We start from the raw sequence: 18,157 nt of genomic DNA on the forward strand, positions 1-18,157 counted from the left end.
CCGCCTCAGATCACCGCTTCGATGAGAAACGGTCCCGGACGCGACAGGGCACTGTCGAGCAGCGCGTCGAGCCGCTCGCACGTGTCGGCGCGGGCCGCCTCGACGCCCATGCCTTTGGCCAGCGCAACCCAGTCCAGCGCCGGATGGTCGAGATCGAGCATGCGCCTAGCGTTCTCGCCGATCTCATTGACCCCGACATTCTTCATTTCGCCATGCAGGATGGCGTAGGTCCGGTTGGAAAAGATGATGGTCACGACGTCAAGCTTTTCCCTGGCCTGGGTCCACAGTCCCTGCACCGTGTACATGCCGCTGCCGTCGGCCTCGAGATTGATCACCTTGCGGTCCGGGCAGGCGATCGCTGCTCCTGTCGCCATCGGAATGCCGCCGCCGATCGATCCGCCCGTACCCATCATGTAGTCGTGCGGCGCCGCAAAGGCGGATAGCGCGAAGAACCGTCTCGCCGAGGTGACCGCTTCGTCGCAGACGATGGCATTGGCCGGAAGTTTGCGCGCCACCGACAGCGCGATGGCATCGTCCGTCAGTCTGCCGCTCAGCGTCGGTTCGTCTGGAAAGGCGGTTGCGGCGGCGAATTGCTGCGTCGGCTTGATGCCGACCTCGGCAGCCAGCGCCTCCAGCGCCGCTTTCAGATCCTGGCCATGCGCCGCCAGCGAAAGCACCTTGCAATCGTCCCGAACCAGCCGCCCGGGCTTGCCGGGATAGGCGAAGAAGGCAACCGGCTCCTTGGCGCCGACCAGCACCAGCAAGTCGATATCCCGGAGCATGGCCGTCGCCGCATCGACCGGATAGGGAATGCGGGTCGGGGCGAACCGCCCGCGGCCGCGTTGCATGCGGGCGATCAGAACCTCACTGAACAGCCTGACATCGCTTCCCGATGAGATTCTCCCTGTGATTTCAAGTGCATCGGCGCGCGCCGCTTGCCCACGCACCACCATGCCGACACGGTCCGGCGCGGCGCGGATTGCTTCGGCGATCGTGCGCACAACAGCCATGTCGACGGCGGGCGGCGGCTCCAGCTTCACCTTGCCAGGCGAAATCGCAGCAACTTCGCCCCAGGCGGCATCCGCAGGCAGGATCAAGGTCGTGACGCCAGGCGGCGTGAGTGAGGCGCGGAAAGCCGCCTCTGCGGCCGGCACAATATCGGCCGGCCCCTTGACGCGGCCAACCCAGTTCGACATCGGCGACGCCAGGCCTTCTATGTCGCTGGTCAGCGGGGCATCGAGCGGCAGATGGTAGGAAGCATGGTCGCCGACAATGTTGATCATCGGGCTGCGCGCACGCCTTGCGTTGTGCATGTTGGCCAAACCGTTGGCGAGACCCGGTCCGGTATGCAGCAACGTTGCTGCCGGGCGGTCGGTCATGCGCGCATAGCCGTCGGCGGCGCCGGTCACCACGCCCTCGAACAGGCCGAGCACGCAGCGCATCTGAGGTTTGCGGTCCAGTGCGGCAACGAAATGCATTTCGGATGTGCCAGGATTGGCGAAGCAGACCGTGACGTCATTGGCCAGGAGCACGTCGCACAGCAGATCGGCGCCATTCATGATTTTCTTTCCCAATCGACAACTCAGGAACAATTGCACCTGTAGCCGCCGGGTCGGCAATGTCCCGCCGGGGCTTTTGGTCTGATCCAGGACGCCTCGCGGGGATCGGGGATCAACCGACGGTCCATTCAGGAAGGCCAGCATCGCGGCGGTCAACGCGTCGCCGTCCTCGCCGAAGTCGTGATTGATCGACATATGCGTGTAGGCGTTGCCGTCGAACAGCGTCACTTCAGTGCCGATGGCGCGCAGGCGTTTGGCAAAGCCTTCGATTGGTCGTCGCGGCCTTCGGCGCGCGAATAGGCGATGAAGGTCGGCGGATGCTTGTGTCCATCGAGATAGCTGGCCGGCGACAACGCCGCCCATCAGCGCCGCAGCACCGGGCAACCCGCCATTCCAGCCACTCCGAATGTTTCCTCCCAAGCCTTCTACCCGGATTGCAGCCACTCTCCTTCATGTGAAGGGAACCAACAATGCTTTCCGACAGTTGAAGGTGATGAGGCGATTGGAATCCAGATCGGCCCCGAGGGCAGAACATCATGCGTGCAACCCAATCCGACGTCTTCGATCTTTTTTCGGAAATTTATGCCAATGCGGCGGACGAAGAGGTCAGCATCCAACAGTATCTTCTTGCCTGTCGGGAAGACAAATCGATGTACGCTTCGGCTCCCGAAAGGATGGTCGACGCAATCGGCGAACCAAAACTGGTTGACACCAGCAAAGACGAGCGGCTCGGCCGCATTTTCTCGAATCGGACCCTCAAGGTCTACCCTCATTTTTCCGACTTCTATGGAATGGAGGATACGATCGAGCGCATAGCCGGGTATTTCCGCTATGCCTCGCAGGGTCTCGAAGAACGCAAGCAGATCCTCTATCTCCTCGGCCCGGTCGGCGGCGGCAAATCCTCTCTGGCCGAGCGCCTGAAGAAACTGATGGAGCAGCGCCCGATCTACACGCTGAAGGTCGGCAACCAGATCAGCCCGGTTTTCGAGTCGCCGCTTGGGCTGTTCCATCCCGATCACATGGGTGATCTGCTAGAGGATAAATACGGCATAGCCCGGCGCCGGCTGAACGGATTGATTTCGCCATGGGCGGCCAAGCGCCTCGACGAATTGTCTGGCGACATCTCCAAATTCAGCGTCGTCAAGCTGATGCCTTCGCGGCTGCGCCAGATCGGCATTGCCAAGACCGAACCTGGCGATGAGAACAATCAGGATGTCTCGGCCCTGGTCGGCAAGGTCGACATCAGGCAATTGGAAAATTTTAGCCAGTCCGACCCCGATGCCTATTCCTATAGCGGTGGCCTGAACCGGACCACGCAAGGTCTGCTTGAATTCGTCGAGATGTTCAAGGCACCCATCAAGGTTCTGCATCCGCTGCTGACCGCGACACAGGAAGGCAGCTACAACGGCACTGAAAATTTCGGCGCCTTTCCCTACCAGGGGATCATCGTCGCCCATTCCAACGAGTCGGAATGGCAACAGTTCAAGAGCAACAAGAACAACGAGGCGTTTCTCGATCGCATCCTGGTGGTCAAGGTACCCTATTGCCTGCGGATCACCGAAGAGAGGCAGATCTATGAGAAATTGCTGCGTGAGAGCGAGTTGGCCGCCAGCCCCTGTGCCCCTGAAGTTTTGGACATCCTCAGCCGCTTTGCAGTTTCGACGCGCTTGGCCGAGCACGACAACTCGCCGCTCTACACCAAGATGCGCGCCTATGACGGCGAAAATCTGAAGGAAGTCGATCCCAGGGCAAAGTCGGTCCAAGAATATCGCGACGCCGCCGGCGTCGATGAAGGCATGACGGGCGTCAGCACGCGCTTTGCCTTTAAGATCCTTTCGCAGACATTCAACTTCGATAATGAGGAGGTGGCCGCCGATCCTGTGCATCTGATGTACATTCTGGAGGAGGCGATCAAGCGGGAGCAGTTCCCGAAGGAAACGGAAGCGGCCTATCTTGAATTCATCAAGTCGGAGCTTGCGGCGCGCTACGCCGAGTTCATCGGCCACGAAATCCAGAAGGCCTATCTGGAGTCCTATAGCGAATACGGCCAGAACCTCTTCGACCGCTACATCGCCTATGCGGATGCCTGGATTGAGGACCAGGACTACAAGGACCCCGACACCGGCCAGATCCTCAACCGGGAGATCCTGGACAACGAACTTTCGCAGGTCGAGAAACCGGCAGGCATCGCCAATCCCAAGGACTTCCGTAACGAGGTGGTGAAGTTCACTCTGCGCGCTCGCGCAAGAAACCACGGCCGCAACCCGTCATGGACCAGCTATGAAAAACTGCGCGAGGTCATCGAGAAGCGGATGTTCGGACAGGTCGAGGACCTCTTGCCGGTGATCAGCTTCGGCTCCAAGCAAGACAGCGTTACGGAAAAGCGCCACAACGAATTCGTGCAGCGCATGATCGAGCGTGGCTACACAGAACGGCAGGTACGCCGGCTGGTGGACTGGTACATGCGGGTGAACAAGGCGGGTTGACAGAGCCGGATGGTTCCATGCCGATCTTCATCGACCGTCGCCTGAACCCCAAGGACAAGAGCCTTGGCAATCGACAGCGCTTCCTCAGGCGTGCTCGCGAGGAGTTGAAGCGGAGCATTCGCGATCAAATCCGCACTGGCAGGATCGCCGACGTGGATACCGAGCACGCCGTGCCCATGCCTGAAAGGAAAACGGCCGAGCCGAGCTTCAACGATGACAGGGCCAGCGGACGGCGCCGACACATCCTTCCGGGCAACAGGCATTTTTCCCCTGGAGACCTGCTCCCGAAGCCGCATGGGGGCGGCGCGGCGTCGTCGCCAGGAAACACGGCGTCGGAAGACGATTTTCGTTTCGTGCTGTCACGCGAGGAGGTGCTCGAACTCTTTTTTGAGGATCTCGAACTGCCCGACCTGGTTAAGCTCAATCTCAAGGAAATCCTTGCCTTCAAGCCGCGCCGGGCCGGCTTCGCGGCAACCGGTTCCCCGACCAACATCAATGCCGGCCGCACCATGCGCAACAGCCTAGGCCGGCGCATTGCGCTGAGGCGCCCCACGCAGCAGGAACTGGAGGCGATCCTCCGGGAAATCGTCACGCTTGAGTCGGCCCCGGCCGGCGCGGCGGTGCGCCAGCGCATCGCGGAATTACGCGACGAGCTTGACCGGCTGGAGCGACGGCGCAGGCGAATTGCCTTTGTCGATCCGGTCGATATCCGATTCAACCGCTTCGACGCCCGGCCGGTGCCGAATGCCAATGCCGTCATGTTCTGCCTTATGGACGTGTCCGGATCGATGGGCCAACGCGAAAAGGACTTGGCCAAACGCTTCTTCGTGCTGCTGCACCTGTTCTTGAAACGGCGCTACGAACGCACGGAGATCGTCTTCATCCGCCATACCCATGAGGCGCACGAAGTGGATGAGGACACGTTCTTCTACAACACGCAGAGCGGCGGTACGATCGTCTCCACCGCGCTCGACGAAATGCACCGCATTATCGGCCAGCGCTATCCTGCCAGCGAGTGGAACATTTACGCCGCGCAGGCCTCTGACGGGGACAATTTCACCACCGATTCCGAGCGATGCATAGAGCTCATGAACGGCAAGCTCATGCGCCTGTGCCAGTATTTCGCCTATGTCGAGATCATCGACGAACGCGAGAGCCACATATTCGGTGCTACCGAAAACGGGACGTCGCTTTGGCGCGCCTACAGTACGATCGAGCTGAAATGGCCCAACTTCCAGATGAGCCGCATCGCTGCTCCCGCGGATATTTACCCGGTCTTCCACCGGCTCTTCGCCAGGCAGCCGGCGGCCATCAAGAGCGCTTGAGAGAGAGAGATGGTCAGGCGAGCCAACGAAACGAATTTGTTGTTTTCCGGTTCCGACTGGAATTTCGAGAAATTATCGCGGGCTTTTGAAGAGATCGAGGCGATCGCGGTCGACGAGTTGTATCTCGATACTTACCCGGTCCAGATGGAGATAATCTCCTCCCAGCAGATGCTCGACGCCTACTCATCTATCGGCATGCCACTGATGTATCGGCATTGGTCGTTCGGCAAACATTTCCTTCACCAGGAGCTTCTTTACCGTAAGGGTGGTCGGGGGCTGGCCTATGAACTGGTCATCAACTCCAATCCCTGCATCGTCTACCTCATGGAGGAAAACACCATGGCGTTGCAGGCCCTTGTGACGGCCCACGCGGCGCTTGGCCACAATCATTTCTTCAAGAACAATCATCTGTTTCAGCAATGGACCGACGCCGGGGCAATCCTGGGTTATCTGGACTTCGCCAAGGGCTACATCGCCCGGTGCGAGGAGCGGCACGGCCTTGCAGCAGTGGAGGCCATTCTCGATTCCGCCCATGCGCTGATGGAACAAGGGGTGTTCCGCTACCACCGGCCGCCAAAGCTCTCGTCGGAGCGACAGCGCGAAGGGCTTCGCGAGCGCCTCGAATACGAAGAGCGCTCCTACAACGATCTGTGGCGCACGCTGCCGCCGTCGCAGAACAAAAACAAGTCCGGCAATGAGGATCAAGGGATGGCGGAGCGCAAGAGATCGCTCAACCTTCCCGAGGAAAACCTCCTTTATTTCCTCGAGAAGAACAGCCTGATCCTGGAACCCTGGCAGCGCGAGATCATCAGGATCGTCCGCGTCATCGCGCAATATTTCTACCCGCAGCGACAGACTCAAGTCATGAATGAAGGCTGCGCCACCTTCGTGCATTATACCCTCATGAACATGCTATTCGATCGTGGCCGGATCGGCGAAGGTGCCATGCTCGAAATCCTGCGCAACCATTCGAACGTGATCTTCCAGCCGGCCTTTGACGATCCCCGGTTTTCAGGCATCAATCCCTATGCCCTCGGCCTCGACATGATGCAGGACATACAGCGCATTTCGACCGAGCCGACGGCGGAGGACCGCGACTGGTTCCCGGACATTGCAGGACATGGCAACTGGCGCGAGGTCCTGCTTGAGGCCTGGGCCAACCACCGCGACGAATCCTTTATCCGCCAGTACCTCAGCCCGAGCTTGATCCGAAAATGGCGGTTCTTCGTGCTTGGCGATGGAGCCGACAAACCGCATTTCGAAGTCGCGTCGATCCACAACGAACGTGGCTATCACAAGATACGCGCCCAGCTAGCCCACAGTTACGACCTTGGAGCGAATCGGCCGGACATCCAGGTGATTGATGTCGACCTGCTCGGCGACCGGCAGTTGCGGCTGCAACACAGGGTAAAGGATGGTGTTGTGCTCGAAGGGGCCAGCCGTGACGCGACGCTGCGCCATGTCCGCAGCCTCTGGGGCTACGAGGTCAGCCTGGTCGCAGTTGACGCTCAAACCGGTGCGACCATCCACGAACGGTCTACGAGCCAGATCGCGGCATAAGCTCGGCAAAGAGCGTCATGTGGCGGGCCTGCTCGGTACCTTTAAGATTCGCCCGCCGGCCTGATCCTGATTCTGGCGATCCGGTTTTTGTCGCGCTTCATCACCACGAAGCGCTTGCCGTGGAAGGTGAAAGCCTGCTTTTCCTCGGGGATCGACTGCGTCTCGTGGATGACCAGGCCGGCAATGGTGGTCGCTTCCTCGTCAGGCAGGTTCCAGTCGAGCGCCCGGTTGAGATCGCGGATCGGCACGGTGCCGTCGACGACCACGGAACCGTCCGCCTCCTGCTTGACGCCCTGAATGTCGACATCGTGCTCGTCGGCGATCTCGCCAACGATCTCCTCGATAATGTCCTCCAGCGTCACCAGCCCTTCGACCTCGCCATATTCGTCGACGACGATAGCGAAATGCGCCTTGGCACGCAGGAAGGCGTTGAGCTGTTCCTGCAGCGTGGTGGTGTCGGGCACGAACCAAGGCTTCGACGCGATCTTCATCACGTCGATCCGGGAAAAGTCGTTGCCGACCTCGTTCAGCGCTCGCAGCAGGTCCTTGGCGTGCAGCACGCCGACAATGTTGTCGAGAGAGCCTTTCCACAACGGCATGCGGGTGTGCGGGCTCTGCAGGATCTCGCGCACCACGGCTTCCGGCCCATTGTCGGCATTGACCGAGCGCATATTGGTGCGGTGGACCATGATGTCGGAGACTTCGAGCTCGGCGAGATCGAACAGCCCGCCGACACGGTCGCGGTCCTCACGCACCATCTGGCCGTCGCGGCGGAAATCGTCGACCGCGCCGCGCAACTCGTCCTGGGTCGAGCGCTGCGGCTCGATGCGCGACAACTCATAGCCGAACATGGCAAGCAGGCGCGTGCGCACGGCCAGGACAAGCAGGATGAGGATGGCAAGGACGGCGACGACGGTCCAGCCGGGCTCGTTGATCATCGCGGCCGGCCTTCCTGGCCCGGGTGGTTTTCGCTGAGGAACGAAAGCACTTCCGACGCCGGTACATCCTTGGCAATAAAAGCCTGGCCAACGCCGCGCGTCAGGATGAAGGTCAGCGCGCCGCGCGACACTTTCTTGTCCTGGGTGATGAAGCCAAGAAGCGCCTCGGCATCGGGCAACTCACCAGGGATGTCGGCCATCCGCCAGGGTAGACCGACGGCGCGAAGATGCGCCTCGACCCGCGCCGCGTCGTCCGGGCTGGCCAGATTGAGCCTTGCGGAAAAGCGGTGCGCCAGCGCCATGCCGATGGCGACGCCTTCGCCATGGACGAGGCGGGCGCCGTCATACTGTGTGGCGCCTTCCAGCGCATGGCCGAATGTGTGGCCAAGATTGAGCAGTGCGCGGTCGCCGGTTTCGAACTCGTCGCGGGCGACGACATCGGCCTTGGCGCGGCACGCCTCGGCAATGGCCTCGGTCCGCTCCGGTCCGCCAGCGAACACCTTTTCCCAGTTCGCTTCCAGCCAGGCGAAAAACGCCGGTCGGTCGATCAACCCGTATTTGGCAAGCTCGGCATAGCCGGCGCGAAATTCGCGGATCGGCAGCGTGTCGAGCACTTCGGTGTCGGCCAGCACCAGTTTCGGCTGGTGGAAGACACCGACCAGATTCTTGCCGCGCGGACTGTTGATGCCGGTTTTCCCGCCGACCGAGGAATCGACCTGCGCCAGCAGCGAGGTTGGAATCTGGACGAAATTCATGCCGCGGCGCACGATGCCGGCGGCAAAGCCGGTGAGGTCGCCGATGACGCCACCGCCGAGCGCAATGACGACATCGCCGCGCTCCAGCTTGGCGGCGAGCACGCCGTCGACCACCTCTTCGAGATGGGCAAAGCTCTTGGTCTTTTCGCCGGCCGGCAAAGTGATGACGGCAGGCTGGATGCCGCCTGTTTCCAGACCGGCCTTCAGCGCGTCGAGATGTGCCGCCGCGACATTGTCGTCGGTGACCACCGCCGCTCTCGTGCCGGGCAGGCGGCGCGAAATCTCGGCGCCGGCGCGCGCCAAAAGGCCGGGGCCGATCAGGATGTCATAGGCACGCTCGCCAAGGCCGACCTCGACAGTGACCGGTTCGCTCACAGCCGCACCTCGCCCGGCGCAGTCGGAGCCGGAATGCCGAAATGCCCGCACAGCGCGTCGACAACCTCGGTCGCAATGACCTCCTTGCGGTCGTCGCGTGTCGGCACCGTGATGTTGGACGTGGCATAGACCGGGTAGCGCTCGCCCATCAGCCGCTCGAGCACGGCGCGCGGATCGGCGCTTTTGAGCAACGGCCGGTTCTGCTTCTTGGACACGCGTTCCATCAACAGGTCGATCTCGGCCTTCAGCCACACCGACACGCCATGCCCGGCGATCGCTTCCCGCGTCTGCGCATTCATGAACGCGCCGCCGCCGGTCGACAGCACCTGCGGCCCACTCTCCAGCACGCGCAGGATGACGCGCTGCTCCAATGCCCGGAATTCGGTCTCGCCATAACGTTCGAACAGTTCCGGCACCGTCATGCGCGACACGGTTTCGATCTCCTGGTCGCTGTCGACGAAGGGCAGCGACAGCATCGTCGCCACCTTGCGGCCGATCGCCGTCTTTCCGGCGCCCATCAGGCCGACAAAGACGATCGAGCGGCTGCCCAGCCTGTCGAGCAGCGCGGCATGGCTATCGCCGGGAGGATTTGCTGGTAACGCGTTCATGAGACCATGCTGTTTCTAAGCCGTCTTTGCCGGCGTATCGACATCAAAAGCCCGTTTGCGTCAAGCACAGCGCCTTTCGCACGCAGAGCCCTTCGTCCTTGAATTGACGGAATTAGCGTCCCATAAGGACACAGGGCTTGGAATCGCAGAGCAAGAAGACGGGCGAAGATTGATGCCGACACTGTTCCGCTTTGTCGTGACGATGATGATTCTTGCCGGCATTGCCTATGGTACGATGGTGGCGTTGGCGATGTTCGTCGAGCCGAAAAAAGCCGAAATCACCGTGCGCATTCCACCGGAAAAGCTGAACCCCAAGAAAAACTGACCCAAAACTGACCCCTGGAACATGAACAGCGCGGCTCGCATCGAAGCCTTTCTCGAGATGATGAGCGCCGAACGCGGTGCCGCTGCAAACACGCTGTCTTCCTACCGCCGTGATCTCGAAGACGCTTCGCAGCAGATTGCCGGCGGGCTTGCCGCTGCCGCCGCAGCCGACATCCGCGCCTATCTCGACGATATCGCGGCGCGCGGCTTTGCGTCGACGTCGCAGGCGCGCAAACTGTCGGCGATCCGCCAGTTCTTCAAGTTTCTCTACGCCGAGGGCTTGCGCGGCGACGACCCGACCGGCACGCTGGACAGTCCGAAAAAGGGCCGGCCGCTGCCCAAGACGATGAGCGAGGCCGATACCGGTCGGCTGCTCGACCGCGCCGCGCTTGAGACAGGCGATGCCGTCAATGGTGACCGGGTGGCTGCACTGCGCCTGCACGCTTTGGTGGAGGTGCTCTATGCCACCGGCTTGCGCGTCTCCGAACTAGTCGGCCTGCCGGTGACCGTCGCCCAGCGCGACGACCGCTTCTTCATGGTGCGCGGCAAGGGCGACAAGGAGCGCATGGTGCCGCTGTCGGCCAAGGCCCGCACGGCGATGCGGGCTTGGCTCACAGCCCGGGCCACGGTGCCGGCTTTCGCCGACAGCCCGTTTCTGTTCCCGGCCGCCGGCGACAGCGGCTTTCTCTCCCGGCAGGTCTTTGCCCGCGATCTCAAAGGCCTTGCCGCGCGGGCCGGCATATCGGCGGCGAAAATTTCGCCGCATGTGCTGCGCCATGCTTTCGCCAGCCATCTCCTGCAGAACGGCGCCGATCTCAGGGCGGTGCAGCAGCTGCTCGGCCACGCCGATATCTCGACCACGCAGNATTTACACGCATGTGCTGGAAGAGCGGTTGGTGCGGCTGGTCAACGATCATCATCCGCTTGCCGACTAGGCCTCATATCGCTATGTGAGGGCAACGTGCCCGCGCGGAGCCTACATCTGCGCGATGTTTGCCTTCCGACGCATCGGTCCGCTCAAGAATGTACAATTACCTCGATTTCGAAAAGCCGGTGCAGGACCTTGAACTCAAGATCCTCGAGCTGAAGAAGCTTGCCGAGAATGGCGAGGCGGTCGACGTCGGCGACGAAATCAGCCGGCTCGAGAAGCGCGTGCGCGACGCGCTGCGCGACATCTACAAGGCGCTGACGCCGTGGCAGAAGGTGCAGGTCGCGCGCCACACCGACAGGCCGCATTGCCTCGACTACATCAAGGGTCTGTTCAGCGATTTCACGCCGCTCGCCGGCGACCGCAATTTCGGCGAGGACCAGGCGATCATCGGCGGCTTCGCCCGCTTCCGCGGCGAACCGGTGGCCGTCATCGGCCAGGAAAAGGGCTCCGACACGGCGAGCCGGCTCAAGCACAATTTCGGCTCGGTGCGCCCTGAAGGCTACCGCAAGGCCGTGCGGCTGATGGAACTTGCCGACCGTTTCCAGATCCCACTTCTGACGCTGGTCGACACCGCCGGCGCTTACCCCGGCGTTGGCGCCGAGGAACGCGGCCAGGCTGAAGCCATCGCCCGCTCAACCTCGGCCTGCCTCGGCCTCAAAGTGCCATCGATTTCGGTTGTAATCGGCGAAGGCGGTTCGGGCGGCGCCATTGCGATCGCCACCGCCAACCGCGTCTACATGCTGGAACACGCCATCTATTCGGTGATCTCGCCGGAAGGCGCTGCCTCGATCCTGTGGCGCGACACCACGCGCTCGAAAGATGCGGCGACCAACATGAAGATCACCGCCCAGGACCTTCTGGAAATGAAGATCATCGACGCCATCATTGCCGAGCCGCTCGGCGGCGCCCAGCGCGCGCCCGAAACGGTGATCGCCGCCACCGGCGATCTCATCGCCAAGACGATGAAGGATTTTGCCGGCGCCAACACCGATTTTCGCGAACAGCGCCGCGAAAAATATCTGGCGATGGGCCGCAGCCTCTGATTTTGGCCGGCAGCGCACCGCAATGTGGCGTCAAGGAGCAATTTCGCCACAAAAATGCCGCCGCATTCGGCTCAATAAAAAATCCGTGACACCGGGCGAATTGCCGTGGGGGGCGCCGTCCGACGCTTGCGGTAAGGAATTTTCAAGGTTAACGGGCTTAGGGTCCGTCAGTGTTCAGCATGCAGGCCCGGGCGCTATCCGGCCGTGCCGCGAGAAAAAGACATAGCCGTATCCATGTTTACCAAGCTTGCCCGCACTGGACTCCTGATCGCCGCGCTTGGCGTTGCCGGCTGCAACGATTCCTCGATGAAGAATTTTGCGCCGGAAGCCAGCAAGCCGCTGCCGGACAAGATCCTGGCCGACATGAAAGCCAAGGGCATGATCCGCACCTCGTCGGTGATGGCTCGCATCTTCAAGGAAGAAGGCAAGCTCGAAATCTGGAAGGCCAAGACCACCGGCCGCTACGAGATGGTCGCCAGCTACGACATCTGCAAATGGTCGGGCAAGCTCGGCCCAAAATACACCGAGGGCGACCGCCAGGCGCCGGAAGGTTTCTATACGGTCCGCCCGTCGCAGATGAATCCGCGCTCGAACTATCACCTGTCCTTCAACATCGGCTATCCCAACGCCTATGACCGTGCCAATGGCCGCACCGGCGCCAATCTGATGGTGCACGGCGCCTGCTCGTCGTCGGGCTGTTATTCGATGACCGACCCGCAGATCGAGCAGATCTACGCTTTTGGTCGCGATGCCTTCCAGGGCGGCCAGACCGAGTTCCAGATCCAGGCCTTCCCGTTCCGCATGACCGCCGCCAACATGGCGCGCTACCGCAACGACCCGAACTATGAGTTCTGGAAGATGCTGAAGGTCGGTTACGACAATTTCGAGATCACCAAGGTGCCACCGAAGGTCGATGTCTGCGACAAGCGCTATGTCTTCAACCAGGTGGCGCCTGAGGGCACGACATTCGATCCGACTGGCGCATGCCCCGCGACCACGCAGCCCGATTCGCTGAAGAGCGCACTCAACGCCTATCAAAGCAGCTATGACGCGGCCTTCACCGGCGCGGTCAAGGGCAGCGTGCCAGCGCCCAAGCCAACCATTGCCGGCATCAAGGAAGCCGCCATCGTTTCAGACTGGTCGAAGCGCCGCGCCCGGGGCGAGCGCGTGCCGATCGAACCGCCGTCGCTGAATTCCGACGGCACGCTGACCGAGACGGCGCGCATGGGCCGCATCGATTCGCCCGCCGGCCGCAAGATGGCGGCGCTGGACGCAGAGAAGGAAGCCAAGCGCAAGGCCGAGGAACAGCGGGTTGCTGCCATCGAGGCTGCGAAAGCCGCCAAGGCCCAGGCACTGGCTGAAAAGCAAGCCGCAAAGGCCCAATCGCTGGCCGAAAAGGAAGCAGCCAAGCAGGCCGCCCAGCAGCCGGTCGCCACTGCGAGCGTCGAGGCGGCGCCTGCGGAACCGCCGGCGGACGAAAGCCGGATGTCGAAGATCAAGAACAAGCTGCTAGGCATGTTCGGCGGCTGAGGTTTTCGCCTTGCCGATGCATGCCGCCCAAAAGTGCGCAGCGGTTTTGGGACAAAGACATGCATGAAAACAAACAAACAAATCACACCGCAATCTATGACCTCAAGGGCCTGAACTGCCCCCTGCCCGTTCTCAAGGCGAAAAAACGCCTAGCGGCAATGCAGCCGGGCAGCCGGCTTTGGCTGGAGACCACCGACCCGCTGGCGGTCATCGACATCCCCGCCTTTTGCGCCGACGCTGGTCACCAACTGGTTGAAACGTCAGCCGTCACCGGCGGCCACCGCTTCCTGGTCGAACGCGGCGCAGAGCGAGCCTGAGAATCAGCCCCCGGCTATCGCCAGCGGATTGCTCTCCAGCGCCGCGCGATCCGGCGTGTCGATCGACGGCCGGTTGGTGAAAGCGGAAAACAGCCGGCGCACATAATCTTCCGGCATATCGAGCGTGATCAGCACCAGCCTGGTGCCGCGTTGGCCGTCCGACCAGGCCAGTAGCCGCGCCGGCGGATGCAGGATCTTCTGTACCCCGTGGACAACAAGCGGCCGCGACGGGTCCTCCGCAAGCTCGATGACGCCCTTCATCCGCAAAAGCTTGTCGCCATGCGCAGAACGCAGCAGGTCGAGGAACATCTCGATCGCCGAAAACGGCACCGGGCCGTCATGGACCAGCGAGTAGGAGCGCACGCGGGAATCGTGGTGGTGCTCATGCTCGCCGTGATCATGATGATGATGGTGGTGCTCATGGGCGGCTTCTTCGCCGAGCCAGCGCCGGACATCGGCGGATTTGGTCGCCGGATTGTAGAGGCCGCAGTCGAACAGAGCCGCGACGCCGGTTCGGCCGTCGCCGGCCTCCAGCACCACGGCGCCTGGATTGAGCTGATGGACTCGCGTTCGCAAAGCATCGACGTCGCCGGAATCGCTGGCCAGATCGACCTTGGTCAGCACGATGCGATCGGCGACTGCCACCTGCTTGACCGCCTCGACATGGCCGTCGAGCGTCGCGTTGCCGTTGACCGCGTCGACCAGCGTGATGACGCCATCAAGTCGGAAGGCCTGCACCAGGGCGGGATGCGCCATGATCGACTGCAGCACCGGCGCCGGATCGGCGAGCCCGGTGGTTTCGACGACGACGCGGGCGAGACGGGCGATACGGCCCGTCTGCAGCCGGTCGACGAGGTCAGCCAGCGTGTCGACCAGTTCGCCGCGCACCGTGCAGCATAGACACCCGTCGGACAGCTGGATGATGCCGTCCGAGGCCTGCTCGACCAGAAGGTGGTCGATCGCCACCTCACCGAATTCGTTGATGATGACGGCCGTGTCGACCAGTGCCGGATCTTTGAGCAGCCGGTTGAGCAATGTCGTCTTGCCGGCGCCGAGGAAGCCGGTGACCACCGTGACGGGTATCGGAAAGCCAGCCATCGCCTAGTTCGCGGCTTTGACCAGCTGGTCGCCCTGCACCGCGGTTGCCTGGCCCACCACGGCCGGTTCGGCGCCCTTTGGCGCCGGAATGTCTGGCCGCCAGCTCGGCAGCGGCACATCGGCGTATTCCTGGCCGCCCTGGTCGAGCATCGCCTTCGGCGCCGGCCCGGTGGCGCCGCCGAGGCCCACGGCAACCAGCGTCGGCACGTGGTCGAGCTTTTCCTGATAGGGCGATTTCGGCACGTCGGCGCCCTTCGCGGCCACCGGCGGAGCCGCCTCGGACTGCTCGTGCGGCGCCTTCTTCTTGCAGATCTCATCATGCATGTCGTTGGGTGACATGGTATCGCCATAGGAAGGCATGGCCGCGACCGTGAGCCAGTTCGGGTCGGGCATGGCAAAGCCCTGGTCAAGCAGCCTGGCGGCGGTCTCGGCACGGCTGATCGCCGATTTTTCGCCGAGCACGACCGCGACCAGCGTGCGGCCATTGCGTGTCGCCGAGCCGATCATGTTGAAGCCCGAGGGACAAACGAACCCGGTTTTCATGCCGTCGGCGCCGGGATAGCGCCCGATCAAGAGATTGTAGTTGGAGATCGCCTTCTTGCCGACGGCAAGGCCTTCGATCGAGAACCAGGGGGCGTATTGCGGGAATTCCTTGCGGATCGCCATCACCAGCAGGGCAAGATCGCGCGCCGTCGTATACTGCTCCGGCGAAAACAGTCCGTTCGGATTGACGAAATGCGTTCCGGTCATGCCGAGCCGCGCCGCCTCCGCATTCATGCGAACGGCGAATCCGGCCTGCGAGCCGCCTATGTTTTCGCCGATGGCCATGGCGATATCGTTGGCCGATTTGACCAGCATCATCTTCAACGCATTGTCGAGCCGCATCACCGAGCCCGGCTTGAAGCCCATCTTGCTCGGCGGTTCGCCCGCCGAATGCTTGGTCACCTTGATCGGTGAATCGAGCTGGACCTCGCCGGCGGCAATCGCCCGGAAGGTGACATAGGCGGTCATCAGCTTGCTCAGCGAAGCGGGATACCAGCGCTTGAAGGCGTCCTGGTGCTGCAGAACCTTGCCGCTGTTGAGGTCGAACAGGATCACCGGATTGGCCAAAGCTGGCCCAGCCAGCATGGGTAACGCCAAGCCGCCCGTTAGCAGTAATTTGAGGATATGGCTGTGCCGCATCATGGAATCCGAAATCGCCTCTTGCCGTAGTCGCCCCTGGCTCCGTAAGATTTCGTTACGCGATGGCCAGCATGACCTGATCCGGCCCTCAATTTCCGGATCACATTGTCTGGGGTGCTATTTACCCTATGTGACGCCAAGATGGCAAAGTGCCAAGATGGCAACAAGCATGGCAATCACAATTGCAATCAAGCAGGCCAGATCGTCTGCTCCAATAGCGAGATGGAACCATTATGCCGATTCTCAACCGCGCCGCCGAGATGCAGGATGAAGTTGCCGGCTGGCGACGCCATCTGCACCAGACGCCAGAACTGAATTTCGATGTCTTCAAGACCGCCGCCTTCGTCACCGAGAAGCTGAAGGAATTCGGCTGCGACGACGTGGTGACGGGCCTCGGCAAGACCGGCGTCGTCGGCATCATCCATGGCCGCAAGGGGCAAGGCGCGACCATCGGCTTGCGCGCCGACATGGACGCGCTGCCGATCAACGAGATCACCGGCAAGCCCTATGCCTCGACCATTCCTGGCAAAATGCATGCCTGCGGCCATGACGGCCATACGGCGATGCTTTTGGGCGCCGCCAAATATCTGACCGAAACGCGCAATTTCGCCGGCTCGGTCGCGGTCATCTTCCAGCCGGCCGAAGAGGGCGGCGGCGGCGGCAACGAGATGGTCAAGGACGGCATGATGGAGCGTTTCGATATTTCGCGGGTCTTTGGCATGCACAACATGCCGGGCCTGCCGGTGGGCCAGTTCGCCATCCGGCCGGGTCCGATCATGGCGGCGACCGCCGAGTTCACCATCACCGTGAAGGGCCGCGGCGGCCATGCGGCGATGCCGCACGGCACGATCGACCCGATCGTCATCACCAGCCAGTTGGTCGGCGCCCTTCAGACGGTCGCTTCGCGCAGCACCGATCCGGTCGAGGCGGTGGTGGTTTCGGTGACGAAGTTCCACGCCGGCGACGCCTACAACGTCATTCCCGAGACCGCCGAGATTGCCGGCACGGTGCGCACACTGAAGAAAGAGATCGCCAAGAAATCGGAAGAGCGCATCCGCACCATCTGCGAAGGAATAGCCACCGCCTTCGGCGCGACGATCACTGTCGACTATGACGCCAACTATCCCGTGACCTTCAATCATCCGGAAGAAACGGTCTTTGCCGGCGATGTCGCGGCAAATGTCGCCGGCGACACCCAGGTCCACCGCGCCATCCAGCCGGTGATGGGCGGCGAAGACTTCTCCTACATGCTGGAAGCCCGCCCCGGCGCCTTCATCTTCATCGGGAATGGCGAGACCGCCGGCCTCCACCATCCGGCCTACGACTTCAACGACGAAGTCATACCGCACGGCATGAGCTACTGGGTGAAACTGGCCGAAACGGCGCTGGCAGCCTGACCTATCCCGCAAGAGGCTGGCCGAATTGCGTTCGGCCGGCCTCTTGATTTCCCCTGGGCGAGCCTCTTGGCGAAACGATCCGAAGCGGCTATGTGTCGGGCCGCGTGGTCCCGTAGCTCAGTAGGATAGAGCGGCAGATTCCTAATCTGTAGGTCACAGGTTCGATTCCTGTCGGGATCACCAGCAAGATCAAAGGCTTGGTGACTGAGATAGCCTGTCGGCATGTTGCAGCACTGATGGACTGGTTTTCGGTGATTTTCACGGACGCGACCAAGCAAGCAGCCTGACTTTAGTTCCATAGAAAAAGTCCATCCCTGAGGTCTCAGGAGCGAGCTTTAAGCATCTACAGCCGCGAAGAGAATCGACCTCTTGCAAGTACAATTCCAGATCGAGCGATGGTTCCCAGTCGATCCGTTACGGTCTGAGTTCGGCGCCGCCAACTCAACGAAGCCGGCCGTATCCTAGCTGGCAACCAGGGGCACCGTGACGGTCGTGGCGTAATTTATCGGATACTGGTCGAAATACGGGAAAGCGATGACGAAGGCATAGCTGGCGGTCAGATGCGCCATCTTGAAACCGCCGCTGGCAGGGTCAGTCGCGATCGTCACAATGACGTTCTTCAGACCCAGGTTCACCAATTTCTGCGTGGCGATAGCCTGGATGTCGCTCTGCGAAAGCGTGTTGTTCAGCTGCAGCGCCCGGGAAGAGGTTTCCAGTGTATAGCGGACG

14 protein-coding genes, 1 tRNA gene and 2 pseudogenes are annotated in these 18,157 nt (G+C 61.9%); 10 read left to right on the plus strand and 7 right to left on the minus strand.

The window, feature by feature from the left end; genetic code table 11:
- Positions 1-5: 5 nt before the first annotated feature.
- Entirely contained in the window at positions 6-1,559 is a 1,554-nt protein-coding gene (locus tag X750_RS139585; RefSeq protein ID WP_023748521.1) for an acetolactate synthase large subunit, read from the minus strand.
- 536 nt (positions 1,560-2,095) lie between these two features.
- Here X750_RS139585 and X750_RS139580 point away from each other — a divergent pair.
- The 3 genes from X750_RS139580 to X750_RS139570 are packed head-to-tail and all read left to right on the plus strand — an operon-like array spanning position 2,096 to position 6,930.
- Positions 2,096-4,045, plus strand: a complete 1,950-nt coding sequence (locus X750_RS139580; protein WP_023714986.1) for a PrkA family serine protein kinase — start codon at positions 2,096-2,098, stop codon at positions 4,043-4,045.
- Positions 4,046-4,062: 17 nt separating this feature from the next.
- Positions 4,063-5,370, plus strand: coding sequence for a YeaH/YhbH family protein (locus X750_RS139575; protein ID WP_023686733.1), 1,308 nt, complete (start codon positions 4,063-4,065; stop codon positions 5,368-5,370).
- Between the two features lie 9 nt (positions 5,371-5,379).
- Positions 5,380-6,930, plus strand: coding sequence for a SpoVR family protein (locus tag X750_RS139570; RefSeq protein WP_023714987.1), 1,551 nt, complete (start codon positions 5,380-5,382; stop codon positions 6,928-6,930).
- Positions 6,931-6,971: 41 nt separating this feature from the next.
- On the opposite strand, the gene X750_RS139565 is transcribed toward X750_RS139570, so the two are convergent.
- From X750_RS139565 to X750_RS139555, 3 genes are read right to left on the minus strand one after another with little or no spacing between them, the layout of a single operon-like run.
- Entirely contained in the window at positions 6,972-7,868 is an 897-nt protein-coding gene (locus tag X750_RS139565; RefSeq protein ID WP_023670669.1) for an HlyC/CorC family transporter, read from the minus strand.
- A complete protein-coding gene (gene aroB / locus X750_RS139560) occupies positions 7,865-8,998 on the minus strand; it encodes a 3-dehydroquinate synthase (RefSeq protein WP_023706317.1) in 1,134 nt (377 codons plus the stop codon). The genes X750_RS139565 and aroB overlap by 4 nt, the downstream gene beginning before the upstream one ends.
- Positions 8,995-9,606 (minus strand): shikimate kinase, encoded by a 612-nt coding sequence (locus X750_RS139555; protein WP_023670667.1) that lies wholly within the window; start codon positions 9,604-9,606, stop codon positions 8,995-8,997. The genes aroB and X750_RS139555 overlap by 4 nt, the downstream gene beginning before the upstream one ends.
- Positions 9,607-9,778: 172 nt before the next feature.
- Here X750_RS139555 and X750_RS139550 point away from each other — a divergent pair, with 172 nt between their 5' ends.
- From X750_RS139550 to X750_RS139535, 5 genes and pseudogenes are all read left to right on the plus strand, one after another.
- Positions 9,779-9,931, plus strand: coding sequence for a hypothetical protein (locus tag X750_RS139550; RefSeq protein ID WP_023670666.1), 153 nt, complete (start codon positions 9,779-9,781; stop codon positions 9,929-9,931).
- 21 nt (positions 9,932-9,952) lie between these two features.
- A pseudogene (locus tag X750_RS01000000163340) lies at positions 9,953-10,865 on the plus strand (site-specific tyrosine recombinase XerD).
- Positions 10,866-10,953: 88 nt separating this feature from the next.
- On the plus strand, positions 10,954-11,904 hold the full coding sequence (locus X750_RS139545) for an acetyl-CoA carboxylase carboxyltransferase subunit alpha (protein WP_023685389.1): 951 nt from the start codon (positions 10,954-10,956) through the stop codon (positions 11,902-11,904).
- Between the two features lie 234 nt (positions 11,905-12,138).
- Positions 12,139-13,434 carry a murein L,D-transpeptidase family protein gene (locus X750_RS139540; RefSeq protein ID WP_023748522.1) on the plus strand — a complete coding sequence of 432 codons (1,296 nt, stop codon included), beginning with the start codon at positions 12,139-12,141 and terminating at the stop codon, positions 13,432-13,434.
- 59 nt (positions 13,435-13,493) lie between these two features.
- Entirely contained in the window at positions 13,494-13,751 is a 258-nt protein-coding gene (locus X750_RS139535) for a sulfurtransferase TusA family protein (protein WP_031193210.1), read from the plus strand.
- Between the two features lie 3 nt (positions 13,752-13,754).
- Here X750_RS139535 and X750_RS139530 read toward each other — a convergent pair whose 3' ends face one another.
- Together X750_RS139530 and X750_RS139525 are read right to left on the minus strand one after the other, a co-directional pair.
- The gene (locus X750_RS139530) at positions 13,755-14,849 is read right to left on the minus strand and encodes a GTP-binding protein (protein WP_023726959.1); all 1,095 of its coding nucleotides are present in this window, start codon (positions 14,847-14,849) and stop codon (positions 13,755-13,757) included.
- A gap of 3 nt (positions 14,850-14,852) precedes the next feature.
- Entirely contained in the window at positions 14,853-16,031 is a 1,179-nt protein-coding gene (locus X750_RS139525; RefSeq protein ID WP_023685373.1) for a D-alanyl-D-alanine carboxypeptidase family protein, read from the minus strand.
- A gap of 233 nt (positions 16,032-16,264) precedes the next feature.
- On the opposite strand from X750_RS139525, the gene X750_RS139520 reads away from it, so the two are divergent.
- Complete coding sequence (locus X750_RS139520) at positions 16,265-17,428, plus strand: M20 aminoacylase family protein (RefSeq protein ID WP_023685374.1); 1,164 nt, start codon at positions 16,265-16,267, stop codon at positions 17,426-17,428.
- A gap of 106 nt (positions 17,429-17,534) precedes the next feature.
- Positions 17,535-17,611: transfer RNA gene (locus X750_RS139515), tRNA-Arg, on the plus strand.
- A 278-nt stretch (positions 17,612-17,889) separates the two neighbouring features.
- Here the strand turns inward: X750_RS139515 and X750_RS139510 are convergent.
- Positions 17,890-18,157: pseudogene (locus X750_RS139510) on the minus strand (pilus assembly protein); the annotation flags it as partial.

Origin of the sequence: Mesorhizobium sp. LNJC391B00 (assembly GCF_000502535.1) — a bacterium.
GTDB lineage: Bacteria > Pseudomonadota > Alphaproteobacteria > Rhizobiales > Rhizobiaceae > Mesorhizobium.

Coding starts and splice junctions, on each gene's coding strand:
- X750_RS139585 (WP_023748521.1), bottom strand. CDS start 1,559: ATGAATGGCGCCGATCTGCTGTGCGACGTGCTCCTGGCCAATGACGTC.
- X750_RS139580 (WP_023714986.1), top strand. CDS start 2,096: ATGCGTGCAACCCAATCCGACGTCTTCGATCTTTTTTCGGAAATTTAT.
- X750_RS139575 (WP_023686733.1), top strand. CDS start 4,063: ATGCCGATCTTCATCGACCGTCGCCTGAACCCCAAGGACAAGAGCCTT.
- X750_RS139570 (WP_023714987.1), top strand. CDS start 5,380: ATGGTCAGGCGAGCCAACGAAACGAATTTGTTGTTTTCCGGTTCCGAC.
- X750_RS139565 (WP_023670669.1), bottom strand. CDS start 7,868: ATGATCAACGAGCCCGGCTGGACCGTCGTCGCCGTCCTTGCCATCCTC.
- X750_RS139555 (WP_023670667.1), bottom strand. CDS start 9,606: ATGAACGCGTTACCAGCAAATCCTCCCGGCGATAGCCATGCCGCGCTG.
- X750_RS139550 (WP_023670666.1), top strand. CDS start 9,779: ATGCCGACACTGTTCCGCTTTGTCGTGACGATGATGATTCTTGCCGGC.
- X750_RS139545 (WP_023685389.1), top strand. CDS start 10,954: ATGTACAATTACCTCGATTTCGAAAAGCCGGTGCAGGACCTTGAACTC.
- X750_RS139540 (WP_023748522.1), top strand. CDS start 12,139: ATGTTTACCAAGCTTGCCCGCACTGGACTCCTGATCGCCGCGCTTGGC.
- X750_RS139535 (WP_031193210.1), top strand. CDS start 13,494: ATGCATGAAAACAAACAAACAAATCACACCGCAATCTATGACCTCAAG.
- X750_RS139530 (WP_023726959.1), bottom strand. CDS start 14,849: ATGGCTGGCTTTCCGATACCCGTCACGGTGGTCACCGGCTTCCTCGGC.
- X750_RS139525 (WP_023685373.1), bottom strand. CDS start 16,031: ATGCGGCACAGCCATATCCTCAAATTACTGCTAACGGGCGGCTTGGCG.
- X750_RS139520 (WP_023685374.1), top strand. CDS start 16,265: ATGCCGATTCTCAACCGCGCCGCCGAGATGCAGGATGAAGTTGCCGGC.